The 25,280-nt window shown below is 73.5% G+C and carries 26 protein-coding genes; 18 read left to right on the forward strand and 8 right to left on the reverse strand.

Annotated features, from left to right (window positions below):
* Positions 1 to 108: 108 nt before the first annotated feature.
* The 3 genes from ACIGXE_RS12410 to ACIGXE_RS12420 form a co-directional block, all read right to left on the reverse strand.
* Positions 109 to 507: a nuclear transport factor 2 family protein gene (locus ACIGXE_RS12410; protein WP_399746370.1), complete on the reverse strand. Its 399-nt coding sequence runs from the start codon at positions 505 to 507 to the stop codon at positions 109 to 111.
* Between the two features lie 62 nt (positions 508 to 569).
* Positions 570 to 1,430, reverse strand: coding sequence for a dihydropteroate synthase (folP, locus tag ACIGXE_RS12415; RefSeq protein ID WP_399746220.1), 861 nt, complete (start codon positions 1,428 to 1,430; stop codon positions 570 to 572).
* 68 nt (positions 1,431 to 1,498) lie between these two features.
* On the reverse strand, positions 1,499 to 3,340 hold the full coding sequence (locus ACIGXE_RS12420; RefSeq protein WP_399746222.1) for a phosphatidylglycerol lysyltransferase domain-containing protein: 1,842 nt from the start codon (positions 3,338 to 3,340) through the stop codon (positions 1,499 to 1,501).
* 173 nt (positions 3,341 to 3,513) lie between these two features.
* Between ACIGXE_RS12420 and ACIGXE_RS12425 the strand changes: the two genes are divergently transcribed.
* On the forward strand, positions 3,514 to 4,626 hold the full coding sequence (locus ACIGXE_RS12425; protein WP_399746224.1) for an alpha/beta hydrolase: 1,113 nt from the start codon (positions 3,514 to 3,516) through the stop codon (positions 4,624 to 4,626).
* Here the strand turns inward: ACIGXE_RS12425 and ACIGXE_RS12430 are convergent.
* A complete protein-coding gene (locus tag ACIGXE_RS12430) occupies positions 4,613 to 5,716 on the reverse strand; it encodes an ABC transporter ATP-binding protein (RefSeq protein WP_399746225.1) in 1,104 nt (367 codons plus the stop codon). The two genes, ACIGXE_RS12425 and ACIGXE_RS12430, sit on opposite strands and share 14 nt — an antisense overlap.
* A gap of 141 nt (positions 5,717 to 5,857) precedes the next feature.
* On the opposite strand from ACIGXE_RS12430, the gene ACIGXE_RS12435 reads away from it, so the two are divergent.
* The 4 genes from ACIGXE_RS12435 (at position 5,858) to ACIGXE_RS12450 (ending at position 9,406) form a co-directional block, all read left to right on the forward strand.
* On the forward strand, positions 5,858 to 6,547 hold the full coding sequence (locus ACIGXE_RS12435) for an ABC transporter permease (RefSeq protein WP_399746227.1): 690 nt from the start codon (positions 5,858 to 5,860) through the stop codon (positions 6,545 to 6,547).
* Position 6,548: 1 nt separating this feature from the next.
* Complete coding sequence (locus tag ACIGXE_RS12440) at positions 6,549 to 7,214, forward strand: ABC transporter permease (RefSeq protein WP_399746229.1); 666 nt, start codon at positions 6,549 to 6,551, stop codon at positions 7,212 to 7,214.
* A gap of 15 nt (positions 7,215 to 7,229) precedes the next feature.
* Positions 7,230 to 8,219 carry an ABC transporter substrate-binding protein gene (locus ACIGXE_RS12445; protein WP_399746231.1) on the forward strand — a complete coding sequence of 330 codons (990 nt, stop codon included), beginning with the start codon at positions 7,230 to 7,232 and terminating at the stop codon, positions 8,217 to 8,219.
* 131 nt (positions 8,220 to 8,350) lie between these two features.
* On the forward strand, positions 8,351 to 9,406 hold the full coding sequence (locus tag ACIGXE_RS12450) for a hypothetical protein (protein ID WP_399746233.1): 1,056 nt from the start codon (positions 8,351 to 8,353) through the stop codon (positions 9,404 to 9,406).
* Between the two features lie 230 nt (positions 9,407 to 9,636).
* Here ACIGXE_RS12450 and ACIGXE_RS12455 read toward each other — a convergent pair whose 3' ends face one another.
* Positions 9,637 to 10,779, reverse strand: coding sequence for an NADH-quinone oxidoreductase subunit D (locus ACIGXE_RS12455; RefSeq protein WP_399746235.1), 1,143 nt, complete (start codon positions 10,777 to 10,779; stop codon positions 9,637 to 9,639).
* 203 nt (positions 10,780 to 10,982) lie between these two features.
* Complete coding sequence (locus ACIGXE_RS12460) at positions 10,983 to 11,933, reverse strand: SAM-dependent methyltransferase (protein WP_399746372.1); 951 nt, start codon at positions 11,931 to 11,933, stop codon at positions 10,983 to 10,985.
* Positions 11,934 to 12,081: 148 nt separating this feature from the next.
* On the opposite strand from ACIGXE_RS12460, the gene ACIGXE_RS12465 reads away from it, so the two are divergent.
* The 3 genes from ACIGXE_RS12465 to ACIGXE_RS12475 are packed head-to-tail and all read left to right on the forward strand — an operon-like array spanning position 12,082 to position 14,612.
* Entirely contained in the window at positions 12,082 to 13,284 is a 1,203-nt protein-coding gene (locus tag ACIGXE_RS12465) for a sensor histidine kinase (RefSeq protein ID WP_399746237.1), read from the forward strand.
* A 49-nt stretch (positions 13,285 to 13,333) separates the two neighbouring features.
* Positions 13,334 to 14,002: a response regulator gene (locus ACIGXE_RS12470; protein ID WP_399746239.1), complete on the forward strand. Its 669-nt coding sequence runs from the start codon at positions 13,334 to 13,336 to the stop codon at positions 14,000 to 14,002.
* A 1-nt stretch (position 14,003) separates the two neighbouring features.
* Entirely contained in the window at positions 14,004 to 14,612 is a 609-nt protein-coding gene (locus ACIGXE_RS12475) for an ATP-binding protein (protein ID WP_399746240.1), read from the forward strand.
* A 6-nt stretch (positions 14,613 to 14,618) separates the two neighbouring features.
* On the opposite strand, the gene ACIGXE_RS12480 is transcribed toward ACIGXE_RS12475, so the two are convergent.
* Positions 14,619 to 15,707: a DUF5937 family protein gene (locus tag ACIGXE_RS12480; RefSeq protein ID WP_399746242.1), complete on the reverse strand. Its 1,089-nt coding sequence runs from the start codon at positions 15,705 to 15,707 to the stop codon at positions 14,619 to 14,621.
* 100 nt (positions 15,708 to 15,807) lie between these two features.
* Between ACIGXE_RS12480 and ACIGXE_RS12485 the strand changes: the two genes are divergently transcribed.
* Positions 15,808 to 16,038 (forward strand): hypothetical protein, encoded by a 231-nt coding sequence (locus ACIGXE_RS12485; protein ID WP_399746244.1) that lies wholly within the window; start codon positions 15,808 to 15,810, stop codon positions 16,036 to 16,038.
* Positions 16,039 to 16,108: 70 nt separating this feature from the next.
* Here ACIGXE_RS12485 and ACIGXE_RS12490 read toward each other — a convergent pair whose 3' ends face one another.
* Positions 16,109 to 17,296, reverse strand: coding sequence for a threonine aldolase family protein (locus tag ACIGXE_RS12490; protein ID WP_399746246.1), 1,188 nt, complete (start codon positions 17,294 to 17,296; stop codon positions 16,109 to 16,111).
* A gap of 180 nt (positions 17,297 to 17,476) precedes the next feature.
* Here ACIGXE_RS12490 and ACIGXE_RS12495 point away from each other — a divergent pair, with 180 nt between their 5' ends.
* The 9 genes from ACIGXE_RS12495 (at position 17,477) to ACIGXE_RS12535 (ending at position 25,144) form a co-directional block, all read left to right on the forward strand.
* Positions 17,477 to 18,466: a Rossmann-like and DUF2520 domain-containing protein gene (locus tag ACIGXE_RS12495; protein WP_399746247.1), complete on the forward strand. Its 990-nt coding sequence runs from the start codon at positions 17,477 to 17,479 to the stop codon at positions 18,464 to 18,466.
* Complete coding sequence (gene panC / locus ACIGXE_RS12500; RefSeq protein ID WP_399746249.1) at positions 18,463 to 19,527, forward strand: pantoate--beta-alanine ligase; 1,065 nt, start codon at positions 18,463 to 18,465, stop codon at positions 19,525 to 19,527. Before ACIGXE_RS12495 ends, panC begins: the two co-directional genes overlap by 4 nt.
* On the forward strand, positions 19,524 to 21,248 hold the full coding sequence (locus ACIGXE_RS12505) for an L-aspartate oxidase (protein WP_399746251.1): 1,725 nt from the start codon (positions 19,524 to 19,526) through the stop codon (positions 21,246 to 21,248). Before panC ends, ACIGXE_RS12505 begins: the two co-directional genes overlap by 4 nt.
* The gene (gene nadC, locus ACIGXE_RS12510) at positions 21,245 to 22,264 is read left to right on the forward strand and encodes a carboxylating nicotinate-nucleotide diphosphorylase (RefSeq protein ID WP_399746253.1); all 1,020 of its coding nucleotides are present in this window, start codon (positions 21,245 to 21,247) and stop codon (positions 22,262 to 22,264) included. The genes ACIGXE_RS12505 and nadC overlap by 4 nt, the downstream gene beginning before the upstream one ends.
* A complete protein-coding gene (locus ACIGXE_RS12515; protein WP_399746255.1) occupies positions 22,264 to 23,070 on the forward strand; it encodes a type III pantothenate kinase in 807 nt (268 codons plus the stop codon). Before nadC ends, ACIGXE_RS12515 begins: the two co-directional genes overlap by 1 nt.
* 115 nt (positions 23,071 to 23,185) lie before the next feature.
* A complete protein-coding gene (locus tag ACIGXE_RS12520; protein WP_399746374.1) occupies positions 23,186 to 23,851 on the forward strand; it encodes a hypothetical protein in 666 nt (221 codons plus the stop codon).
* 14 nt (positions 23,852 to 23,865) lie between these two features.
* On the forward strand, positions 23,866 to 24,045 hold the full coding sequence (locus ACIGXE_RS12525) for a hypothetical protein (protein ID WP_399746257.1): 180 nt from the start codon (positions 23,866 to 23,868) through the stop codon (positions 24,043 to 24,045).
* Between the two features lie 124 nt (positions 24,046 to 24,169).
* A complete protein-coding gene (locus tag ACIGXE_RS12530; protein ID WP_399746259.1) occupies positions 24,170 to 24,613 on the forward strand; it encodes a BlaI/MecI/CopY family transcriptional regulator in 444 nt (147 codons plus the stop codon).
* A gap of 9 nt (positions 24,614 to 24,622) precedes the next feature.
* Positions 24,623 to 25,144 carry an amino-acid N-acetyltransferase gene (locus tag ACIGXE_RS12535; RefSeq protein WP_399746261.1) on the forward strand — a complete coding sequence of 174 codons (522 nt, stop codon included), beginning with the start codon at positions 24,623 to 24,625 and terminating at the stop codon, positions 25,142 to 25,144.
* Positions 25,145 to 25,280: the final 136 nt, after the last annotated feature.

Raw genomic sequence — 25,280 nt, forward strand, 5'->3', positions numbered from 1 at the left:
TGCTGTCGTAGTTCGGTGGCCACGCAGCCGGGTGCGGACGGCCGGGTGTCCAGCATCGAATCTACCTGCGGGGACGGACAGCCGGGTCGGGGGCTCGGCCCGGCGGGCTCAGTCGGCGGTCTCGCCGTCCTCGCCGGCGCCGTCCTCGGGGATCACGGGCGAGCCGTGGTGGGACCAGATCCGCCACCCTTCCGACGTGCGGCGGAACACGTTGGTGGCGACGACGAGCTGTCCGACGAGGGGGCCGAGCGCGGCGCCGTCCTCGGCCGGTCCGCCGCTGAGGATGTTCTCCGTGCACGTGACGACCGCCACGTCGCCGGAGAGGGAGATCTCGACGTCGGTGAGGAAGAACTGGATGTAGTCCGTGTTCGCCATGATGAGGGCGTAGGAGCGGAGCACCTCGCCGCGGCCGGTGAGGACCGGCCAGCCGGGGTGGACGCAGGAGATCTCGGTGGCGCCGTCGTCGAGCCAGAGCTCGGTGATGCCGTCGAAGTCGCCCTGTTCCATCGCCTCGTAGAAGGCGGTGTTGGCGGCTTCGACGGCCGCCCGGTCGGCCTCGCGGGCGGGGGTCACCTGGCTCCCTCGACGGCTCTGGCGACCCGTACGGCGTCGGCGCTGGCGCGCACCTCGTGGACGCGGACGGCCCAGGCGCCCTCGTGGGCGGCGAGGGCGGAGACGGCGGCGGTGGCGGCGTCGCGTTCGCGGGCGGGCGGTGGGGCGGCGCCGTCGTGGGCGAGTACGTGGCCGAGGAAGCGCTTGCGGGAGGCGGCCACGAGGAGGGGGCGGCCGAGGGCGCGCAGCTCGGGGAGGTGGGCGACGAGGGCGAGGTCGTGCGGGGCGTGCTTGGCGAAGCCGAGGCCGGGGTCGAGGACGATCCGTTCGGGGGCGACGCCGCCGTCGATGACGGCTTCCATGCGGGTGCGCAGTTCGGTGACGACTTCGCCGACGACGTCGTCGTAGACGGCGAGGCTGTTCATGTTCTCGCTGAAGCCGCGCCAGTGCATGACGACGAAGGGGACCTGGGCGGCGGCGACGACGGGGACCATCTCGGGGTCGGCGAGGCCGCCGCTGACGTCGTTGACGAGGACGGCGCCGGCTTCGACGGCGCGGGCGGCGACGGAGGCGCGCATGGTGTCGACGGAGACGGTGACGCCTTCGGCGGCGAGGCCGCGGACGACGGGGACGACCCGGCGGAGTTCCTCGTCCTCGTCGACGCGGGTGGCGCCGGGGCGGGTGGACTCGCCGCCGACGTCGACGAGGTCGGCGCCCTGGGCGACGAGGTCGAGGCCGTGTTTGACGGCGGCCGTGGTGTCGAACCAGCGGCCGCCGTCGGAGAAGGAGTCGGGGGTCACGTTGACCACGCCCATGACCGCGCAGCGGTCCCACTCCGGCAGGCCGAGCGCCGTGCCCCGGTCGATCGTCGTACTCATGCGTCCAGCGTAGGGCCCGGTGTGCCGATCGGGCGCCTCCGGGGCGTGGCCCCGGGGGCGCCCGCGGGTCAGGCGGCGCGGACCTCGTGCTCGCCCTGCGAGGGGACGATGTGGGCGCAGGGGCGGGGGGTGGCGGCGCGCGAGCGGCGGGCCAGGGGGCGGGGCAGCGAGAAGGTCACGAAGCCCTCGGCCTGCATGGCGGCGAAGCCGATGCGGGGGAGGTCGCGGCTCTTGCGGTAGACGACGAAGCGGGGTTCCCAGCGGGGCTGGAACTTCGCGTTGAACTTGTAGAGGGACTCGATCTGGAACCAGCGGGAGAGGAAGACGAGCAGTCCGCGCCAGACGCGGAGCACGGGGCCGGCGCCGATCTTCTCGCCGCGGGCGAGGGCGGAGCGGAACATGGCGAAGTTGAGGGAGACCCGTTCGATGCCGAGGCGGGGTGCGTTCTGCAGGGCGGCGACGATGAGCAGCTCGTTCATGCCGGGGTCGGCGCCGCGGTCGCGGCGCATGAGCTCCAGGGAGATGCCGTCGGTGCCCCACGGGACGAAGTGGATGATCGCCTTCAGGTCGCCGTAGGGGGAGTCGGCGTTCCCGGGGTCGTCCTTGTGGGCGGTCGCTATGACCGCGTCCCCGTCGCCGGGGTCGCCGATGCGGCCGAGGGCCATGGAGAAGCCGCGTTCGGTGTCGGTGCCGCGCCAGTCCTCGGCGGCGCGGTGGATGCGGGCGAGTTCGCCGTCGCTGAGGTCGGCGACTCGGCGCACTTTGGTGGTGTAGCCGTTGCGTTCGATGCGCTTGACCATCTGGCGGACGTTGCGCATGGCGCGGCCGGAGAGGGAGAAGTCGGCGACGTCGACGATCGCCTCGTCGCCGAGTTCGAGGGCGTCGAGGCCGGTCTCGCGGGTCCAGACCTGGCCGCCGGTCTCGGAGCAGCCCATGACGGCGGGGGTCCAGGAGTGGGCCTTGGCCTCGTCCATGAAGCGTTCGATGGCGCCGGGCCAGGCCTCGACGTCGCCGATGGGGTCGCCGCTGGCGAGCATGACGCCGGAGACGACGCGGTAGCAGACGGCGGCCTTGCCGCTGGGGGAGAAGACGACGCCCTTGTCGCGGCGGAGCGCGAAGTGGCCGAGGGAGTCGCGGGCGCCGTGCTTGTCGAGCAGGGCGCGCAGCCTGGTCTCGTCGTCCTCGGTGAGCCGGGCGGCGGGGTGCTCGGGCCGGAAGGCGAAGTAGATGGTGGTGAGTGCGGTCAGCATGCCGAGGGCGCCGAGCGAGTAGCCGACGGTCCAGTCGACGTTGCCGGTGTAGGCGACGGGGCCTTCGACGCCGAACAGGCCGTAGAGGACGTGTTCGAGGCGGTCGGCGAGGCTGGGGTTGCCGACGACGCGGCGCGGGTGGGCGCTGACGATGACGAGGCCGAGGGCGATGGATCCGGCGCCCATGACGACGAAGTTCGCGAGGGCCCGCCAGCGGCTGCGGGGGTCGGGCAGCGCGGCGAACTGGTCCCGGTGGCGTACGAGCAGGGCCAGCAGGGCGAGCGAGAGCACCGCGCCGGTGACGGAGTGGCGCCATACGAACTGGGCGAGGGCGCCCAGCGGCAGCAGGACCACCGTGGCCCGCCAGGCGCGGCGCTTGTTGCGCTTGAGGCCGTGGGCGAGGAGCAGCAGGAGGACGCCGGCGCTGAGTGAGAGGGCCGCGGAGAGCGGCCCGAGCGTGCCGGGGAGCACCTCGGCGACGGCGTGCATGCGGCTGGCGCGGAACCGCGGGAACACGCCCGCGGCGACGTCGATCAGGCCGATCAGTGTGCAGGCCGTACCGACGAGTGCGGGGACCCTCTCGGGTCGGGGTCCGCGCAGAATCCGGCGTACGTGATCCGGAACCGATCCGGATTTGTCCCCATCTACCGTGACAGACATCGCTTCCCGTGCTTCCCGTGGCTCCGCGAGAGATCGTTGATCCGGTGGGCCGCGCTGGTCGGGCGGGCCGTCCCGGAGGTTTTGCGCCTTCTAGGACGGAGCAGCGATGTGGCGGGTTCACTCGCCGTCAGGGAAATCTCAGGCAAATATCAGGAAGAAAGCTCGGACGTCTCATGGGTCTCACCAGCAACAAGGTCCTCGCGCTGGCGGTCACGCTGGCCGTGGTGCTGTTCGTCGCGACGATCTGGCTGTGGCCCAGGCTCGCGCGCGGTGGCTGGAGGTCCGTCCTGGGGCGGGTCGGGCTGCTGCTCGCCACCCAGTTGGCGCTGTTCGCCTCCGTCGGTCTGGCGGCGAACAACTCGTTCCTGTTCTACGGCTCCTGGGCCGACCTCTTCGGGCAGGAGCAGGACATGGGCGTGGTCGTGGACCACTCGGCCGGCTCCAAGGACCTGAGGGTCGTCGGCACGCAGGCGCTCGACGTGCCGGGCGGCGGTCGTCCCTCGGTCGGCGGACAGATACAGAAGGTCGTCATAGCGGGCGGCAAGTCCAAGATCGACTCGCCTGCGTACGTGTACCTGCCGCCGGAGTACTTCCAGAGCCGGTACGCGAAGTCCACGTTTCCCGCCGCCGTGGTGCTGACCGGCTACCCGGGTACGGCGGAGAACCTGCTGAAGGGCCTGAAGTACCCCAAGACGGCCTACCAGCAGGCCAAGGACAAGAAGATGCAGCCGATGATCCTCGTCATGCTGCGCCCGACCGTGGCGCCGCCGCGGGACACCGAGTGCGTCGACATCCCGGGCGGGCCGCAGACCGAGACCTTCTTCGCCGAGGACCTGCCGAAGGCCGTCTCGCAGGCCTACCGGGTGGGGACGAAGGCGCGGAACTGGGGCTTCATGGGGAACTCGACGGGCGGATACTGCGCTCTGAAGATCGCCTTGCACCACCCGGACCGGTTCGCGGCGGGCGCGGGCTTCTCCGCGTACTACAAGGCGGCCGACGACGTGACGACCGGCGATCTGTTCCAGGGCGACAAGGCGGCGAAGAAGCGGGCCGACCTGCTGTGGAGCCTGGACCACCTGCCGCAGGGGAACTCGTCGTTCCTGGTGACGACGTCGAAGCACGGCGAGGGCAACCTCAAGGGGACGCGGGCCTTCGTCGAGAAGGTGAAGGCCCCGGCCCGGGTGTCCTCGATCACGCTGGAGAGCGGCGGCCACAACTTCAACACCTGGAACCGGGAGATCCCGCCGGGCCTGGTGTGGATGAGCGGGCGGCTCAGCGCGAACTGACCGCCTCGCTCTCGGGGCCCGCGTCCCCGGCGGGCCCGGCCCCCGCGGCGGAGGCCGTCCCCGCCTCAGGGGCCGTCCCCGCCTTGGTGGCCGTCCCCGCCTTGGTGGCCGTCCCCGCCTCGGAAGTCGTCCCCGCCTCGGGGGTCGTACGGCGCAGGGCGCGGTGGACGCCGGCCGCGGTGAGCGAGCCGAGCACGCGGCCCGGGTCGCCGGGCGCGTGCACGGCGACCCGGCCGGCGTCGTGCTGGAGCAGCGCGGCGAGGGCGTCCTTGAGGGAGGCGCCGAGCGGCACGGCCGGGCCCGCGTCCCCGGCGGGCTCCTCCAGATCGGCCTCGCCGACCGGGGTGACCGCGAGCCGCTTGAGGCCCCGGTCCGCGCCGACGAAGCCGGCGACGTACGGGGTGGCGGGGGCGCCGAGCACGGTGGCCGGGGTGTCGAACTGCTCGATGCGGCCCTGCCCGTAGACGGCGATGCGGTCGCCGAGCCGCACCGCCTCCTCCAGGTCGTGGGTGACCAGCAGCACCGTCTTGCGGACGGTGGCCTGGAGGTTGAGGAACTCCGTCTGGAGCCGCTCGCGCACCACGGGGTCGACCGCGCCGAAGGGCTCGTCCATGAGCAGCACCGGCGGGTCGGCGGCGAGCGCGCGGGCCACGCCGACCCGCTGGCGCTGCCCGCCGGAGAGCTGTTCGGGATAGCGGTGCCCGTACGTGCCCGGGTCGAGGCCCACCAGGTCGAGGAGTTCCGCGGCGCGCTCCCTGGCCCGGGCCTTCTTCCAGCCGAGCAGGGCGGGCACGGTGGCCGTGTTGTCGAGGACGGTCCGGTGCGGGAAGAGCCCGACCTGCTGGATCACGTAGCCGATGGTGCGGCGCAGCCGGACCGGGTCGACCGAGGCGACGTCCTCGCCGTCGAGCAGGACGCGGCCCTCGGTGGGTTCGACGAGCCGGTTCACCATCTTCATCGTCGTCGTCTTGCCGCAGCCGGACGGGCCGACGAGCGTGACCAGCTCCCCCTCGGCGACCTCGAAGGAGAGGTCGTCGACGGCGGTGGTGCCGTCCGCGTAGCGCTTCGTCACGTGCTCGAACCGGATCATGGTTCCCCATTCTGACCCTTCGCGGCCCGGCTTGTGTGAAGGAAGTATTGCCAGAGCGTGGCGGTCCCCGGCGATTGTCAGCGGCGGGGGTTAGGGTCGCCAGACAGATGTTCGGAGGCGCGTGGCGAAGGGGGGTTGCGCATGGCCGCGGCGAACTGCCTGGTGGCGAACGACTGGATCTGCGGGGAGTATCTGCGCACCCGTGCCCAGGAGTTGACCGACGCCACCCTCCAGCATGTGGGAATCACCGTGGTGTCGGTGCTCCTCGGTCTGGTCGTCGCCTTCCCGCTCGCCCTGCTCGTCCGGGCCAGGCCGCGGTTCGCCGGACCGGTCCTCGGGCTCACCACCCTGCTCTACACGATTCCCTCGCTCGCGATGTTCTCGCTGCTGCTGCCCTTCCTCGGGCTCTCGTCCGCGCTCGTCGTGACCGGCCTCGTGCTGTACTCGCTGACGATCCTGGTGCGCGGCGTCCTGGCCGGACTCGCGGCCGTCCCCGAGGAGACCCTGGAGGCGGCCCGCGGCATGGGGTACGGGTCGGGCCGGATGCTGTGGGAGGTCGAACTCCCGCTCGCGCTGCCCGCGTTGATGGCCGGCCTGCGGATGGCGACGGTCTCCACCATCGCCCTCACCACCGTCGGCTCCATCGTCGGCCGCGGCGGCCTCGGCAATCTGATCGAGGACGCGCTGCCCACCTTCTTCAAGGCCCAGGTGCTCGCCGCCGCCGTCCTCTGCGTGCTCCTCGCGATCGTCGCCGACCTGCTGCTCCTCGGTCTCCAGCGGCTCCTGACGCCCTGGACGCGGATAGGCGCCGGCCGGACGGGAGGGGCCTGACATGGACGTCGTCACGGACGCCTGGTCCTGGCTGGCCACCGGCGCCAACTGGGCGGGCGAGGGCGGGGTCTGGCGCCGGCTCGCCGAGCACCTGTACGTGAGCGGGACGGCGCTGCTCCTCGCCTGCGCCGTCGCCCTGCCGCTCGGCCTCTGGCTCGGGCACCTCGGCAAGGGCGGCGCGCTCGCCGTCAACCTCTCCAACGCCGGCCGGGCGATCCCCGTCTTCGCGGTCCTCGCCCTGTTCATGGTCTCGCCGCTGCGCAACGCCGGGTACGTGCCGACGGTGATCGCGCTCGTGCTCTTCGCGATACCGCCGCTGCTCACCCACGCCTACGTGGGCGTGCGGGAGGTCGACCGGGCCGTCGTGGAGGCCGCCCGGGGCATGGGGATGTCCGGCGGGCAACTCTTCCTCGGCGTCGAACTGCCCCTCGCCCGGCCCCTGCTGATGACGGGTATGCGCTCGGCGGCGGTGCAGGTGGTCGCCACCGCGACGATCGCCGCCATGGTCGGCCAGGGCGGCCTCGGCCGGATCATCACCGCCGGATTCAACACGTACAACACACCGCAGGTGGTCGCGGGCGCGGTGCTCGTGGCCGTGCTCGCCCTCCTCGTGGAGGCGCTCCTCGTGGCCGCGGACCGGCTCCTCGGCCGCGGGGTCCCGCGGTGACGGACGACGACTGAGATGGGTGATCTTGTGAGCAGGACCTCGCGCAGGGCGAGTGCGGTACTGGGCGTGGCGGCGCTGACGTTCTCGCTGGCCGCGTGCGGCGGCGACAGCCTGGAGAAGTCGAAGGACGGCGGCGCGGACACCGGCGCGGGCGGGAACAAGGGCTCGGTCGTCGTCGGGGCGGCCGCGTTCACCGAGTCGAAGATCCTCGCCGAGCTGTACGCGCAGGTGCTCGACGACGCCGGATACGCGGCGAGCGTCACCACCGTGAAGAATCGCGAGCTGTACGAGCCGTCCCTGGAGAAGGGCGAGATCGACGTCGTACCGGAATACGCGGCGACGCTCGCGGAATTCCTCAACGCGAAGGTGAACGGGCCGAAGGCGCCCGAGGAGAAGCCGGTCGCGTCCGGAGACCCGGCCGCCACCACCGAGGCGCTGAAGAAGCTCGCCGAGCCGCGTGGACTGAAGGTGCTCGCGGTCGGCTCCGCGGTCGACCAGAACGCCTTCGCGGTGAGCCGGGAATTCGCGGAGAAGAACAAGCTGACGACCCTTTCCGATCTCGGCCGGGCCAAGATCAAGGTGAAGATCGCGGCAGGCGACGAATGCGAGATCCGCCCCTTCTGCGCGCCGGGTCTGAAGAAGACCTACGGGATCGACGTGACCGGCGTCGACCCCAAGGGCGTGGGCACCCCGCAGGCCAAGCAGGCCGTCAAGGACGGGGTGGACCAGCTCGTCCTCACCACGACGACGGACGCCACCGTCGAGTCCTTCGGACTCGTCTTCCTCACCGACGACAAGAAGCTGCAGAACGCGGACAACGTGCTCCCCGTGGTCAATGCCGCCGACGCCGGATCGCCCGCGATAGCGGCCGCCCTCGACAAGATCACCAAGGTCCTGACGACGGCGGATCTCGCCGAACTCAACCGGAAGGTGGACGCCGAGCGGGCGAAGCCGGAGGACGTGGCCAAGGCCTATCTGGAGTCGAAGGGGCTGCTCAAGAAGTAGGCACCGGGTAAGGGGAGTCGGCCGGGTCCCGCCCGGGAATGGGGACGGCCCGGTCGCCCAGGGCGAGAACTCGCCAAGAGATTGCCGGGCCGACCCCCCATTCGGCGCCTACGCACGGTAAATTTCAGGCCATGCCACGTGGACGCCACCGCCATTCCCCGCCTCTGCACAAGCTCCTGCCGCCCTCGGCGGTCGCCGGGGCGTCGGTCGTGTGCGCCGCGGCCGCCTGGCTGCTCGGTGATCCCCTGGCGCTGCGGCTGCTCGTCGCCGCCGCGGCGGCCTCGGCCGTCACGGGCGCCGTCCTCATGCGCAGTTGGGACCGGAGCGCCGGCCGGCAGGTCGCCGAGCTGACCCGGGCCCGCACCGCGGACCAGTGGAAGACCGAGGAGCGGATCGCCGAGCTGGAGTCCGACCTCGAGGAGTCGCGCGAGCTGCGCACCCGCCTCGACGCCAAGCTGCGCGCCAAGCGCGTCGAGCTGGCCGGCCTCCGCAGCGAGCACGCCGACCTCCTGCGCCGGTACGCCACGGCGGAGACCGAGCGCGCCAGCGCCCTGGAGGGCCGCCGGATGCTCGCCCTGGAGTCGACGGCGGCGACCGCGACGAAGGCGCTGCCCGCCGCGGGCTCCACGCCGACCCCGGAGGCCTACCGCCGGGCCGCGGAGGCGCTGCGCAACCTGGCCGCGAAGGCGGAGAAGAAGACGGAGCCGGACACCGACGGGAAGTCCGGGGCGCGGGCCGAGGCGGGAGCCGAGGTGGCGTCCGGCCCGAAGGCCGAGGTCGAGCCCAGGGCCAAGGGCGAAATGGTGGCCACCGAGCCCGGGACCGCCGAGACCGCCGACGCGGCCCCGGCCCAGGAGGAGGCCCAGCACACCAAGGCCGCCGCGATGCGGCACGTGCCCGCCGCGGCCGCGATCGTCCCCTACGCGGCGCGCCGGCCGGTCCCGCGCCCCTCGGGCGGTTTCGACTACTTCGGCACCCACGGCGCGCAGAGCGCGAAGAAGGCCGCGGCCGCCATCGAGGCCGTGCAGGACGCGGACCTCGCCGACGTGGTGGGCGAGGAGGTCCTCGCGTCCGCCACGCAGCGCCCCGCCGAGCAGCGGGCGATCGGCCAGGTCATCGACCTGACGGCGCACGACGAGACGGAGCAGCTCGACGTGGCGGAGCTGCGCGGAGCGGTCAACTCGTAACGGCGCCCGCGGAGACGGAAGCACGGAGCACGAGGCACCGAACGCGAGACACGAGCACGAGGCACCGAGCACAAGGCACCGAGCACGAGGCACGAGCACGAGACACGAAAGCCGGTGGACACGGTCCACCGGCTTTCGGCATGTCAGGGGCGAGGACCTGCCGACGACGCACTGTCGAAGACGGCCTCCGACGACGACCGGTCGGCGGCGCCCGGCGCCCCGCCCGCCGACTACTTGTCGATGTCGCCGACGACGAAGAACAGCGAGCCCAGGATCGCCACCATGTCGGCGACGAGCGTCCCCGGAAGCAGCTCGGTCAGGGCCTGGATGTTGTTGTACGAGGCCGAGCGCAGCTTGAGCCGGTACGGCGTCTTCTCACCCTTGGAGACCAGGTAGTAGCCGTTGATGCCCAGCGGGTTCTCGGTCCACGCGTACGTGTGGCCCTCCGGCGCCTTGAGCACCTTCGGCAGGCGCTGGTTGATCGGCCCCTGCGGCAGCGCGTCCAGCCGGTCCAGGCAGGCGTCCGCGAGGTCCAGGGAGTTGTGGGTCTGGTCGAGCAGGCACTCGAAGCGGGCCAGGCAGTCGCCCTCGGTCCGGGTCACCACCCGCAGGACGTCCCGGAGCTCCCCGTACGCGAGGTACGGCTCGTCGCGGCGCAGGTCGAAGTCGACGCCCGAGGCGCGGGCGATCGGCCCCGAGACGCCGTACGCGTGGACGGTCTCCGGGCGGAGCACCCCGACCCCGCGGGTGCGGCCCCGGAAGATCTCGTTGCCGAGCACCAGCCGGTCGTACACGTCCATCCGCGACCGTACGTCCGCGACGGCCGCCCGGGCCCGCCCCAGCCAGCCGGCGGGCAGGTCCTCCTTGAGGCCGCCGACCCGGTTGAACATGTAGTGCATCCGGCCGCCGGAGACCTCCTCCATCACGGCCTGGAGCTCCTCGCGCTCGCGGAAGGCATGGAAGACCGGGGTGATTCCGCCCAGTTCGAGCGGATACGAACCGAGGAACATGAGGTGGTTGAGCACCCGGTTCAGCTCGGCGAGCAGCGTCCGCGTCCACACGGCCCGCTCAGGGACCTCCATGCCCAGCATCCGCTCGACGGCCATGACGACCCCGAGCTCGTTGGAGAAGGCGGAGAGCCAGTCGTGCCGGTTGGCCAGCATGATGATCTGCCGGTAGTCCCGCGCCTCGAAGAGCTTCTCGGCCCCCCGGTGCATGTATCCGACCACCGGCTCGGCCTCGCGCACCACCTCGCCGTCGAGCACGAGCCGCAGCCGGAGCACGCCGTGCGTGGAGGGATGCTGCGGCCCGATGTTCAGCACCATGTCGGTGCTCTCCGCCGCGCCGCCGATTCCGACCGTCGTCTCCGTCATGCGGGACAGTATCCGTCACCGAGGGCCCCGACGGCCCCGGCGGCCCCGGCGGTCCCGGGCGTGACGGCCCGGTCGGCTTCAGCCCGGCCTCGCTCCGGACATGAGCCCGGCCTAGCTCCACACGTGAGCCCGGCCTGGCTCCACACGTGAGCCGGGCCCCGCTCCGAACATGAGCCCGGCCTCGCTCCCGGCGTGGGTCCGGTCTACGGAGCCCCCCTGCGCAGGCCCACCCGCTGGGTCAGCCACAGGAAGTCGCCGAGCCCGCCCCGCGCCGTCAGTTCCGCCGCCTCGCCCGCCCCGGCGAGGGCGCGGACGTAGCCGGCGGGGTCCGTCGTGGCGAGGGAGAGCGGCGGCCGGGTGCCCATGACCCCGAGCTCCCGCAGCGCCTCCCGCTGCGTCACGATCCCGGACGGGGCACCGGCCCCGGCGCCCGCGGCCGCGCAGGCGTCCAGGGCCACGTGGGCCGTCAGGTCGCAGGTGCCGTCCGGGACCGGGGCCACCTCGCGGCCGTTCCGATAGCCGGTGAGGGTGCCGAAGAGGGGGCGGGCGGGGTGCAGGTGGCTGTAGTCGACCGCCACCGCCGTGCCCGCCGCGAGGGCGCCGACCGCCGCCGCCCAGGCGTCGTCGCGCGGGCGGCCGATCTCCGCGCGCTCGCCGGTCTCGCGCAGCGGCCACCAGCGGTCCAGCCACTCCGCGTCCGGACCGGACACCTCGGCGCCCAGCCGTTCCGTGCCGTCGCACCGCACCTGGACGTAGCGGGCGGCCCCGTCGGCGTCGACCTGGGCGATGTCCACCGGCACGTTGTCGAGCCACTCGTTGGCGAAGAGCAGGCCGCGCTCGCCGTCCGGGATCCGCTCGGTCCACCGAACGCGGGGGTCCAGGCCGGCCGGCCGGGACGCGCGCTCCACCCCGTAAGGGCGGACCCGGAGGCCCTCCGGGGCCGCCGCGAGCACCGCGGTGAGGAGCTCGCCCCGCCCCGCGCCCACGTCCACGAAGGCGACCTCGTCCGTGCCGAGCTCCTCCGCGACCCGGGCCAGGAGCCGGGCCACCGCGCCCGCGAAGAGCGGGGAGGCGTGCACCGAGGTGCGGAAGTGGCCGGCCGGGCCCTCGGGGCGCAGGAAGAAGCCCCCGGGGCCGTACAGGGCCCGTTCCATGGCCGCCCGCCACCCGAGCCACCCGTCCCACTGACACGTCTCATCCGTCACGGGCCCCAGTCTCCACCTTGGGGAGTACGGGCCTCGCGGGAAGGATCGCTCCCACGGTTGACCCCTGCACCTATCCGCCTTCCCTACGCTGGGTGACGTGCAGCGCCTCTACGACTTCATCCGCAGACACCCGACAGGCGTCGACTGCTTCTGGGCGGTCGTCCTGTTCGGGTTCTCCCTGCTGTGGGTGGGTTCGACCTACCCGTCGGTCGGGACGCCCGTCGCGTACGGCGTCGTCGCCGCGCTGTTCTCGCTGGTCGTGGCCCTGCGCCGGCGCATGCCGGAGAAGATGCTGGTGCTGGCGGTCGCCCTGGGCCTGGCCCAGCTCGCGTTCGGGCTCGTGCCCTTCATGGCCGACTTCGCCATGCTCGTGATCATCTACACGGTCGCCGCCCACGACGGGCCCCGCTGGGCGTCCCGGCTCGCGCTCGCCGGCGGACTGACCGCCGCCACGCTGTCCCAGCTCCGCTGGCCGATGTCCGAGACGGAGTCCTCCGCCGCCCGCGTCTTCTTCACGGTCATCATGACCGTGCCCTTCGCGCTCGCCTGGGTCCTCGGCGACTCCCTGCGCACCCGCCGCGCCTACTTCGCGCAGCTGGAGGAGCGCGCCTCCCGCCTGGAGAAGGAGCGCGAGGCGCAGGCCAAGGTGGCCGTCGCCGCCGAGCGCGCCCGGATCGCCCGCGAGCTGCACGACGTCGTCGCGCACAACGTGTCGGTGATGGTCGTGCAGGCGGACGGCGCCGCGTACGTCATGGACACCTCGCCCGAGACCGCCCGGCAGGCGCTGGAGACCATCGCCGGCACCGGCCGCCAGGCCCTCGCCGAGATGCGCCGGCTGCTCGGCATCCTGCGCACCGGCGAGCACCAGGAGGCGGGGGAGTACGTGCCCCAGCCCGACGTCGAGCAGATCGAGGACCTGGTCGAGCAGGTGCGCGGCGCCGGGCTCGCCGTCGACTTCAAGATCGAGGGCACCCCGCGGCCGCTGCCCAGCGGCGTCGAGCTCACGGCGTACCGGATCGTGCAGGAAGCCCTCACCAACACCCGCAAGCACGGCGGCCCCGACGTCGGTGCCAGCGTCCGGCTGGTCTACTTCGACGACGGCCTCGGGCTGCTCGTCGAGGACGACGGGCGAGGCGCGCCGCAGGAGATGTACGAGGACGGGGGCGCCGACGGCCGCGGCCACGGCCTGATCGGCATGCGCGAGCGCGTCGGTATGGTCGGCGGCACCCTCGACGCCGGTCCGCGCCCCGGCGGCGGCTTCCGCATCAGCGCCCTGCTCCCGCTCAAGACCGCCCACTAGTCCCTGGCCCGCCCGCTCTCCCTAAGCTCCCTGGAAGGGGACCCCTGACATGTCCATCCGCGTGATGCTCGTCGACGACCAGGTGCTGCTCCGCACCGGTTTCCGTATGGTGCTCGCCGCTCAGCCGGACATGGAGGTCGTCGCCGAGGCCGGCGACGGCGTGGAGGCCCTGGAGGTGCTGAGGGGCACGAAGGTGGACGTCGTCCTGATGGACGTGCGGATGCCCAAGCTGGACGGCGTGGAGGCGACCCGGCGGATCTGCTCGCAGCCGGACGCCCCCAAGGTGCTGATCCTGACCACCTTCGACCTCGACGAGTACGCCTTCTCCGGGCTCAAGGCCGGGGCCAGCGGCTTCATGCTGAAGGACGTGCCGCCGGCCGAGCTGCTCGGCGCGATCCGCTCCGTGCACAGCGGCGACGCGGTCGTCGCCCCGTCGACCACCCGCCGTCTGCTGGACCGCTTCTCGCCGATGCTGCCGTCCTCGGGGCGCGAGCCGGAGCACAAGGAGCTGGACAGGCTCACCGAGCGGGAGCGCGAGGTGATGCTCCTGGTGGCGCAGGGCCTGTCGAACGGGGAGATCGCCGCCCGGCTCGTGCTGTCCGAGGCGACCGTGAAGACCCATGTGGGCCGCATCCTCACCAAGCTGGACCTGCGCGACCGGGTGCAGGTCGTCGTCCTCGCGTACGAGACGGGCCTCGTGCGCGCGGGCGGTCGCTGACGTGCTGCTCTGGATCAACGGGCCCTTCGGCGGCGGCAAGACCCAGACCGCGTACGAGCTGCGGCGGCGGCTGCCGGGGAGCGTCGTGTGCGATCCGGAGCACGTCGGTTTCGGGCTGCACCGCACCCTGCCGCCGGAGCTGCGCGGCGACTTCCAGGACCTGGCCGCCTGGCGGCAGGGCGTGTACGAGGTGCTCGACCTGGCGCTGCGGAAGCACGAGGGGCCGGTGCTGGTGCCGATGACGCTGGTGGAGCCCGCCTACTTCGAGGAGATCGTCGGGCGGCTGCGGGCCGCGCACGGCGAGGAGCGGGTGCGGCACTTCGCGCTGCTCGCCGACCGGGAGACGGTGCTCGGGCGGCTCACCGAGCGGGGGCTCGGGCGGGGGCTGAAGCGGGAGAGCTTCGCCGTGCGGAAGCTGGACGGCTGCCTGGCCGCCCTCGCCGAGCCGCGGTTCGCCCACCACATCCGTACGGACGAGCTCACGGTCCCGCAGGTCGCCGACCGGATCGCCGGGCTGGCCGGGCTCCGGATCACGCCGAACACCGACGGGGCGCTGCGGCACCGGCTGCGGCGGATCCGGGTGGGCCTCGCGCACATCCGCTTCGACTGACCTCGGTCAGCGGAGGACGGACTCCAGGAAGTCGCTGCCCAGGCGGGTGACGACGGAGGGGTTCAGCTGGTGCAGCACGTAGCGGCCCCGGCGCTGGGTGGTGAGGAGGCCCGCCTTCTTCAGGACGGAGAGGTGGCGGGAGACCTCCGGGGCCGTGATGCCGTACGCGTCGGCCAGCTCGCTCGTCGAGAACGGGCCGCGCGCCAGGCTCCGGCACAGGCGCATCCGCATCGGGTGGGCGATGGCCTCCAGACGCAGCTTGACCGTCTCGACCGGCTCGGCGCCGCCGATCTCGCCGGCGTCGGCGGGGTACTGGATCACGGGCTGCCAGCCGGGCGCGGACAGGGCGAAGAGGTGCGGCCAGCCGAACGCGGTCGGGACCAGCGTCACGGCCCCGCCGTGGGCCTCGGTCCGGCCGTGCACCAGCTTGTCGACGACGATCCGGGAGCCGCGCTCGTCCTCCTCCAGGGCGAGTGCGGGAGAGGCGGCCGTCAGGGCCTCGGCCAGGCCCCGGCGGCGCAGCAGCTCGGTCTTGTGCCGGGCGTCGGCGGCGAGCTGGACGCGGACCCGGCGCCAGGTGTCGGCGAAGAACGCCTGGTCGCAGTCCTCCAGGAGGCGGCGGATCCACGCGCGCGTGGCGGTCGGCTCGGCCAGCATCCGCTCCACGAACGCGGCCTGCCGCGGGCCGCGCGCCGCGGCCAGGTCGAGAGCGCGGCGCCGGGACCGCTCGTCGACCAGCGGCGAGGGGATGCCGTCGGTGTTGAGGGTGCTGCACGAGATCTCCAGGGCCGCCCCGACGAACTTCTCGTCGTCCATGCGGTCGAGGTCGTCCAGCTCCTCGACGAGGGTCTCCCGGGGCCTGGCGGGCAGCAGGAAGTCGGAGCGGGTGGACCGCCACATGAACTCCGCCTCGTGGAGCCGGTCGGCGAGCTCGGGCTTGAGCGCGGCGGCGGTGGTGGTCGTCCAGGCGTGCAGCCGGGCGTGGTGGCCGGGCTCGGCGAGGGCGTGCAGGGCGTTGCCCAGCTCGGCCAGCGGCGAGGGGCAGAAGGCGATCCGCTCGTGCGGCAGTCCGGTGATGTCGATCGTCACGCTCACGGACCCATGGTGCGGGGTGCGGTGGGGTGCCTGTCCTGCCGTTTGACGAGCCCCGTCAATCCGCGGGCCGTACGAGGCGGCCGCGGCGCACGGTGGGGCCGTGAACGCACTCCACCAGTACCTCTTCGACGCCTACCGGGCCGCCCGGCAGGACGAGCCCCCGCCGCCCGTGCCCGGCGCCCTCGACGTCGCGGCGCTGCGGGCGGTCCGCGACCACCGCCGCTTCGAGGCGGTCCTAACCGGCCGCCCCGCCACGGGCCGTGTCCGCGGCGCCCTCGGACGATGGCTGCGCCCCGGCGCCGGCCGAGGGCCGCGGTCCCCGTCCTCCTGACGGGGCCAGGTCCGCTGTCGTCGAACTCCCGTCGTCGCCGGGGGGCAGGCGGGGAGTCCGACGACAGGGCCTACAGCCGCCGCAGGAAGTCCCGTACCGCCTCCTTGACGTCCTCCGCCGTCCACTCCAGGCCCGGCGCGGTGATCGTCACCTCCGTCGCCGCCACGCCCGGCGGGCCGCCCGCGGGGGCCGGGAACCAACGGCGGAACAGGACGGTGCCGGTGTCCTCCGTCAGGGACAGCGCGGCCGCGGTCAGGGCGTCGGCTCCGTACGGCAGCCAGACCTGGAACTGGTGGGTGTGCGGGACCTCCGGGTGCACCCGGGACCAGCCGAGGCCGGCCTCCTCGAAGGCCTCCCGCAGCGCGGCCGCCACCACGCGCGCGTGCTCCACGTACGAGGGCAGCCGGGGCAGCTCGGTGTCCAGGCCGCGCAGGGCCGAGAGGGCCGCCGGGTACTGCTGGAAGACCTGGCCGCCGTAGCGGTGGCGCCACAGCCGCGCCTCCTCCACCAGCTCCTCGGGGCCGGCCAGCACGGCGCCCGACAGACCGCCGAGCGACTTGTAGAAGGACACGTAGACGCTGTCCGCGAGGCCGGCGATCTCCGGCAGCGAGCGGCCGAAGTGCGTCGGGCAGTCCCACAGCCGCGCCCCGTCGAAGTGGACCACCGCGTCCCGCTCCCGGGCCGCGTCCACCACGTCGACGAGCTCGTCCCAGGTGGGCAGGACGAAGCCGGCGTCACGGAGGGGCAGCTCCAGCATCAGGGTCCCGAACGGCTCGGGGTGCCCGCGGACCTCGTCGGCCGTCGGCAGCCGCGGCTCGTCCGTCGGGTGGGTCGTGCGCAGTCCGCTCACCCGGCCGAAGGCCTGGTTCTCGTGCACCTCCGGGTGGGCGAGCGGGTGCAGGGCGACCACCTGGTTCCCGGTGCGCCCGGCCCAGCAGCGCAGCGCCACCTGCTGGGCCATGGTGCCGGTCGGGAAGAACGCCGCCGCCGGAAGGCCCAGCTCCGCGGCGACCCGGCGCTCCAGCCGCTCGACCACCGTGTCGCCGTAGGTGTCGACCTGGTCGTCCGCGTGCGGCGTGCCGGCGGTCCAGTCGGCCAGCTCGCGCAGCCGCGCCCCGACGGTGCCGTCCATCGAGGCGTCCCACAGTTTGCGCGGGGCCCCGCCCCACACCCTGGCCCGGTGCGCCCGGGCCGACTCCTCCGGGGCCTGCCCGGCCCCGGCCGTTCGCTGCTCTTCCGCGAGCTGATCGGATTCCATGGCCCGATCATGGTCCATGGGGCCGTCACCCTCCACGTGCTTTTCCACAGCCCCCGGCCATTCGTCGTACCGCCGCCCACACCCTGTGGACAGCCGCCGGAGGGCGCGAAACGCTGGCGTAGCATGACCAGAAATCGTCCGGTACCCCCCGAGGACTGGAACGGAAGGCCGACCCGAACAGTGAACGCACCACCAGAACCCCGGCACCCCCAGGCGGACCGGGCCGAGGACCGCCCCGCCCGCCTCGGCGTCGGCGTCGTGGGCGCGGGCCGCGTGGGCCCCGCCCTCGCCGCCGCCCTCCAGCTCGCCGGACACCGCCCGGTCGCCGTCTCGGCGGTCTCCGACGCCTCCCGCCGGCGCGCCGCGGCCCTGCTGCCGGACGTGCCCGTCGTGGAGCCGGCCCGGGTGCTCGCCCTCGCCGACCTGGTCCTGCTCACCGTCCCCGACGACGCCCTGCCCGGTCTCGTCGAGGGCCTCGCCGAGACCGGCGCGGTGCGGCCCGGCCAGCTCCTGGTGCACACCTCCGGGCGGTACGGGGTGCGGGTCCTCGACCCGGCCCGCCGGGCCGGCGCCCTGCCGCTGGCCCTGCACCCCGCCATGACCTTCACCGGCACCTCCGTGGACGTCCAGCGGCTGGCCGGCTGCTCGTTCGGCGTGACCGCCCCCGAGGAGCTGCGGCTCGCGGCCGAGGCGCTCGTCATCGAGATGGGCGGCGAGCCCGAGTGGATCGCCGAGGAGAACCGGCCGCTCTACCACGCGGCCCTCGCCCTCGGCGCGAACCACCTGGTCACCCTGGTCGCCCAGGCCATGGAGCTGCTCCGCTCGGCCGGCGTCGCCGCCCCCGACCGGATGCTCGGCCCGCTGCTCGGCGCCGCCCTGGACAACGCGCTGCGCTCGGGCGACGCGGCCCTGACCGGCCCGGTCGCCCGCGGCGACGCCGGCACGGTCGCCGCCCATGTGGCCGAACTGCACAAGCACGCGCCCGGCACCGTCGCCGGCTATCTCGCGATGGCCCGCGCGACCGCCGACCGGGCCCTCGCGCACGGCCTGCTCAAGCCCGAACTGGCCGAGGACCTGCTGGGCGTGCTCGCCGCCGACACCCCGGCGGGCCCGGCCGGGACCACCGGCACGACCGGACCCGCCGACGGGCCGCAAGGAGACGACCGATGAGCCTGTCCGCCCGTGACCGCGCCGACGGCGACCAGCCCGTCCGCCACCCGGCCGAGCTCCTCCCCGCGGTCGCGGACCTGGAGGACTTCGTCGGTCGGCGGCAGCGCGGCGGCCTCGCCGTGGTCATGACCATGGGCGCCCTCCACGAGGGGCACGCCACCCTGATCCGTACCGCCCGCGAGGAGGTCGGGAAGCAGGGCACCGTCGTCGCCACCGTCTTCGTGAACCCGCTCCAGTTCGGCGCGGGCGAGGACCTCGACCGCTATCCGCGCACCCTCGACGCCGACCTGCTCCTGGCGGCCGGGGCCGGCGCCGACGCCGTCTTCGCCCCGTCCGTCGACGAGGTGTACCCCGGCGGCGAGCCGCAGGTCCGGATCACGGCGGGGCCCATGGGCGAGCGCCTGGAAGGCGCCTCCCGGCCCGGGCACTTCGACGGGATGCTCACCGTCGTCGCCAAGCTCCTCCACCTCACCCGGCCCGACCTGGCGTTCTTCGGGCAGAAGGACGCCCAGCAGCTGGCCCTGATCCGCCGCATGGTCCGCGACCTGAACTTCCCGGTCCGCGTCATCGGCGTGCCGACCGTCCGCGAGACCGACGGTCTGGCCCTGTCCAGCCGTAACCGCTACTTGTCGGCCGAGGAGCGGCAGACCGCCCTCGCGCTGTCCCGCGCGCTGTTCGCGGCCCGCGACCGGCTGGCCGCCCAGGAGGCGCTGCGCGCCCGCGCCGCCGCCCTGCCCGGCGCCCAGGGACGGGGCGAGAACCGCGCCGAGGCGCTGTCCCGGCTCGGCGAGGCCCGCGCCGCCGCCGACGCCCACGCGGTCGCCCAGGCGGCCGAGGGCGGGGGCGCCGACGCCGTGCGGGCCGCCGCCCGCGCCGTGCTCGACGACGCGGCGAAGGCGCGGACGCCCCTCACCCTGGACTATCTGGCCCTGGTCGACCCGGCCGACTTCACGGAGGTCGCCGACGACCACGACGGAGAGGCGATCCTCGCCGTCGCCGCGCGCGTGGGAAGCACGCGGCTCATCGACAACATCCCCCTGACCTTCGGAGCCACGAAGTGACCGGAATACGGCTGCACGCGCCCGCCCCCGGCTGGACCGTCGACGCCGACGTCGTCGTGGTCGGCTCCGGTGTCGCCGGCCTGACGGCGGCCCTGCGCTGCACCGCGGCCGGGCTGCGCACCGTCGTCGTCACCAAGGCCCTCCTCGACGCCGGCTCCACCCGCTGGGCCCAGGGCGGCATCGCCGCGGCGCTCGGCGAGGGCGACACCCCCGACCAGCACCTCGACGACACGCTCGTCGCGGGCGCGGGGCTGTGCGACGCGCGGGCCGTGCGCGCCCTCGTCACCGAGGGGCCGGACGCGGTGCGCCGGCTCATCGAGACGGGCGCCTCCTTCGACCGCACCGCGGACGGCGCCATCGCGCTGACCCGCGAGGGCGGCCACCACCGCCGCCGGATCGCGCACGCCGGCGGCGACGCGACCGGCGCCGAGATCTCCCGCGCGCTGGTCGAGGCGATACGCGAGCGGGGCGTGCGCACCATCGAGCACGCGCTCGTCCTCGACCTGCTCAAGGACGCCGAGGGCCGCACGGCGGGCGTGACCCTGCACGTGATGGGCGAGGGCCAGCACGACGGCGTCGGCGCCGTCCACGCCCCCGCCGTGGTCCTGGCCACGGGCGGCATGGGCCAGGTCTTCTCCGCGACGACCAACCCGGCCGTCTCCACGGGCGACGGCGTCGCGCTCGCGCTGCGCGCCGGCGCGGAGGTCTCCGACCTCGAGTTCGTGCAGTTCCACCCGACGGTGCTCTTCCTGGGCGCCGGCTCCGAGGGCCAGCAGCCGCTGGTCTCCGAGGCGGTCCGGGGCGAGGGCGCCCACCTGGTCGACGCCGACGGGGTCCGCTTCATGGTCGGGCAGCACGAGCTGGCCGAGCTGGCGCCGCGCGACATCGTCGCCAAGGCGATCACGCGCCGCATGCAGGAGCGGGGCGCCGAGCACATGTACCTCGACGGCCGCCACTTCGGCGCCGAGATGTGGGAGCACCGCTTCCCCACCATCCTGGCCGCCTGCCGGTCGCACGGCATCGACCCGGTCACCGAGCCGATCCCGGTCGCCCCGGCCGCCCACTACGCCTCCGGCGGCGTGCGCACCGACCTGCACGGCCGGACGACCGTGCCGGGCCTGTACGCGTGCGGCGAGGTCGCCTGCACCGGAGTGCACGGCGCCAACCGGCTGGCCTCGAACTCCCTCCTGGAAGGCCTGGTCTTCGCCGAGCGGATCGTCGCCGACATCACGGCGCACGGCCCGCACCGCGCGGGGCTGCCCGAGGTCCCGGCGGTGGCCGCCGAGGGCGGGGCGGACTCCCCGGCCGAGGCCACGGAGCTCGCGCTGCTCGCCCCGGAGGTCCGCCGGGAGATCCAGCGGATCATGACCGAGGGCGCGGGCGTGCTGCGTTCCGCCGACAGCCTGGCCGTCGCGGCGGACGCCCTCGAACGTCTGCGGCTGGACGCCGAGGAGGACCGCAAGGCGGCCGAGCCCGGCGTGGAGGCCTGGGAGACCGCCAACCTGCTGTGCGTCGCCCGGGTCCTCGTGGCCGCCGCCCGCGCGCGCGAGGAGACCCGCGGCTGCCACTGGCGCGAGGACCGCCCCGACCGCGACGACGCCACCTGGCGTCGCCATCTGGTCGTCCGCCTGACGTCCGACCGGCGACTGGTGGTGCGGCGCACCACCGGCGCAGACTTTCCGCCCGTAACCCCCGACGCACCCCTGGAGCCGCTGTCGTGAGCACGCCCGAGGAAGCACGTCCGCAGCCCGTGGACGTCCCCCTGATCCACATCAACGCCGCCCCGGCCGAGTCCGCCGGCGGCTGCGGCGACGGCTGCGGCTGCGGCGAGGCCGACGAGTTCGAGTGCGGGCTCGACCCGGCGCTCGCCCAGCTGCTCGCCGACGCCGGCCTCGACCCGGTGCAGGTCGAGGACATCGCCCACCTGGCCATCGCCGAGGACCTCGACGGCGGCGTGGACGTGACGACCGTGGCGACCGTCCCCGAGGACGCCGTCGCGACCGCCGACTTCACCGCCCGAGAGGCCGGTGTCGTGGCCGGCCTGCGGGTCGCCGAGGCGGTCCTGTCGATCGTCTGCACCGACGAGTTCGAGGTCGAGCGGCACGTCGAGGACGGCGAGCGGGTCGAGGCCGGCGACAAGCTGCTCAGCGTCACCGCCCGCACCCGCGACCTGCTGACCGGCGAGCGCAGCGCCCTCAACATCCTGTGCCGCCTGTCCGGCATCGCCACCGCCACCCGCCGGTGGGCCGACGCCCTGGAGGGCACGAACGCGAAGGTCCGCGACACCCGCAAGACCACCCCGGGCCTGCGCGCGCTGGAGAAGTACGCGGTGCGCTGCGGCGGCGGCGTCAACCACCGCATGTCGCTGTCGGACGCCGCCCTGGTGAAGGACAACCACGTGGTCGCCGCTGGTGGCGTGGCCCAGGCCTTCAAGGCCGTACGGGAGCTGTTCCCGGACCTGCCGATCGAGGTCGAGGTCGACACGATGCACCAGGTCCGCGAGGTCCTGGACGCGGGCGCCGACCTGATCCTGCTGGACAACTTCACCCCGATCGAGACGGAGGAGGCGGTCGCCCTGGTCGCCGGCCGCGCGGTGCTGGAGTCCTCCGGCCGGCTGACGCTGGAGAACGCGGCGGCGTACGCGGCGACCGGTGTGGACTACCTGGCGGTGGGCGGCCTCACCCACTCGTCGCCGATCCTCGACATCGGCCTCGACCTGCGCGAGGTGCGCTCCTGATGCTGCTCACGATCGACGTCGGCAACACGCAGACGGTGCTCGGGCTCTTCGACGGTGACGAGATCGTCGAACACTGGCGGATCTCCACCGACCCGAGCCGCACCGCCGACGAGTGGGCGGTTCTGCTGCAGGGCCTCATGCGCATGCATCCGCTGCTCGGCACGGAGCTGAGCAGCGGCATCGGGGGGATCGCGATCTGCGCGACGGTCCCCTCGGTCCTCCACGAGCTGCGGGAGGTGACCCGGCGCTACTACGGGGACGTCCCGGCGGTGCTGGTGGAGCCGGGCGTGAAGACCGGCGTCCCGGTCCTCACGGACAACCCCAAGGAGGTCGGCGCCGACCGCGTCATCAACTCGGTCGCGGCCGTCGAGCTCTACGGCGGCCCGGCGATCGTCGTGGACTTCGGCACGGCGACGACGTACGACGCGGTCACCGCGCGGGGCGAGTACGCGGGCGGCGCGATCGCCCCGGGCATCGAGATCTCGGTCGAGGCGCTCGGTGTGAAGGGCGCGATGCTCCGCAAGATCGAGCTGGCCCGTCCGCGCAGCGTGATCGGCAAGAACACGGTCGAGGCGATGCAGTCCGGCATCGTCTTCGGCTACGTCGGCCAGGTGGACGGCGTGGTCGCGCGGATGAAGCGGGAGCTGGTCGGCGCGAACGGGGACCCCTCGGACGTGACGGTGATCGCGACCGGCGGCCTGGCGCCGATGGTGCTGGCCGACTCCAAGGAGATCGACGCGCACGAGCCGTGGCTGACCCTGATCGGTCTGCGCATGGTCTACGAGCGGAACGTCGCCCGGATGTAGGCCGGGGCCGGGCGCCGTCCGGCCCCGACCCGCCGGGAAGATCGATAAGCGACAGATTTGTCCGATTAGCGCGTATCGTCGGCCCATGCCCACGCCCTACGGACCCCGTGGCGGCATGGCGTTCAGCGCGGACGAGCTGCGTGTGCTCCGACGCGCCCTCGCCACCGCACTCAACCCTGCCCCCCTTCAGGACGACGACGTCCAGGACTGCCTGCGCCTGGCCGACTCCGTGGACGAGGCGGTGCGCGAGGCAGGCCGTGAGCGCGCCTTCCTCCTCGCCGACCTGGTCCGCTACCGCCAGGCCCTGCCCGGCTCGCTGACCGGCTATCTCGGCCTCCTCCAGGACGCCCTGGCGGCCGGCTACGACCCCGGGGCCGACGACCTGGCCGCCCTGCGCGCCCTGCGCTCCCATCCCGCGGCCGGCGCGCTCCTGGCCCGCTGCCAGGTCCTGGCGGAACGATCCGTCCGCGCCCGCCTCGCCCGCGTCGCCCGGCCCCGGACGACCCCGGCCCCCACGGCCCCGTTCGGTGCGGCTCCCGCCCGTACCCCGGTCCGTACGGCGCCGGTCCGCCCCGCGCCCGCCCCGCGCGCCCGGCTGCTCGCCCTGCCCGGCGGCCGCGCCTCGGAGGAGGAACCCAGGCCGGCGTCCCCGGGCGGGCCCGCGAAGCCCGCCCCCAAGCCGCCCGCGCCCGAGCGCCCGGTGCCCAAGCCCTCCGAGGTGTTCCCGCCGCGCCGACGGCCCGTTCCGCCGCCCCCGCCCGAGGAACGGGCGGCCGGATAGCTACTCTGGACGCCATGGACTACGTATCCGCGCTCGTGCCCCCCGTGGTGATGGCCGCGTTCTTCATCGCCCTCGTCGTCACGATCGTCAAGAGCCAGGGCGGACCGAACAAGGCCAAGGAGGACGCGGCCGTGGACGCCGCCCTCGCCCGCGCCGAGGCCGCCCGCCAGCAGGGCGGCAGCACCGCCCCGTAACGGGCCCCGCAAGTCCCGAGGACGTACGACCGCCGCACCAGGCCGTACGTCCTTTTTGCTGTCTTTCGAGGCGTTTTCTCCTCAAATGGGCTCGTATGCGGTGAATCCGCACTAAGGTGGCGCTGTGCCCCGTCAATTGGGAGAGCTCGAAGACGCGGTGATGACCCGCGTCTGGCAATGGAACCGCCCGGTCACCGTCCGGGAAGTCCTGGAGGATCTTCAGCAGGAACGGTCCATCGCCTACACCACCGTCATGACCGTATTGGACAATCTCCATCAGAAGGGCTGGGTGCGCAGGGAAGTCGAAGGCCGCGCCTATCGATATACGGCGGTCTCCACCCGGGCCGCCTACTCGGCCGCGCTGATGAACGAGGCGTGGGCGCAGAGTGACAACCCCGCCGCGGCCCTGGTCGCCTTCTTCGGCATGATGTCGCCCGAACAGCGCGAGGCGCTGAACGACGCCATCCGTATCGCCCAGCGGGCCACCCCCGAAGGCGGCCCCGCCGGCCCCGCCGCCCCCGCCGGAACCACCCAGGGCGGCGCCGGTCCCGAGGGCCCCGGGCGATAACGTCCCCCCATGTCATCCGCTTCCGCCAATGCCGTCACCGTGCGCCGGGCCCGCACCTCCGATGTCGCCGCGCTGCGCCGTCTCGTCGACCCCTTCGTGCGCCGCGGCATCCTCCTCGACAAGGCGACGGTCACCCTTTACGAGGACATCCAGGAGTTCTGGGTCGCCGAACGTGACGACGACGCCACGGTCGTCGGCTGCGGCGCCCTCCACGTGATGTGGGAAGACCTCGCCGAAGTACGCACTCTCGCGGTCGATCCGGAGTTCAAGGGCGCCGGAGTGGGACATCAGGTGCTCGACAAGTTGCTGCACACCGCCCGATGGCTCGGGGTGCGCAAGGTTTTCTGCCTCACCTTCGAAGTGGACTTCTTCGCGAAGCGCGGCTTCGTCGAGATCGGTGAGACTCCGGTCGACGGAGATGTCTACAGCGAGCTCCTGCGTTCCTATGACGAGGGTGTCGCGGAGTTCCTGGGTCTCGAACGAGTGAAGCCGAACACCTTGGGCAACAGCCGGATGCTTCTGCACCTGTGAGCAGAGCGCGGATGGGCATGGATCGGAGGGCCTATGTCCGAATCGCGCACGTTTCCCGCGTTGCCGGGGTTCTGAACCTCTGCCAGGGGTTTGTGTTTTTCCAGGAAAAGCGGTTTCCTTTCCGCGTACTGCATTT

The organism is Streptomyces sp. NPDC053431, from assembly GCF_044544925.1.
In the GTDB taxonomy this organism is placed as follows: domain Bacteria; phylum Actinomycetota; class Actinomycetes; order Streptomycetales; family Streptomycetaceae; genus Streptomyces.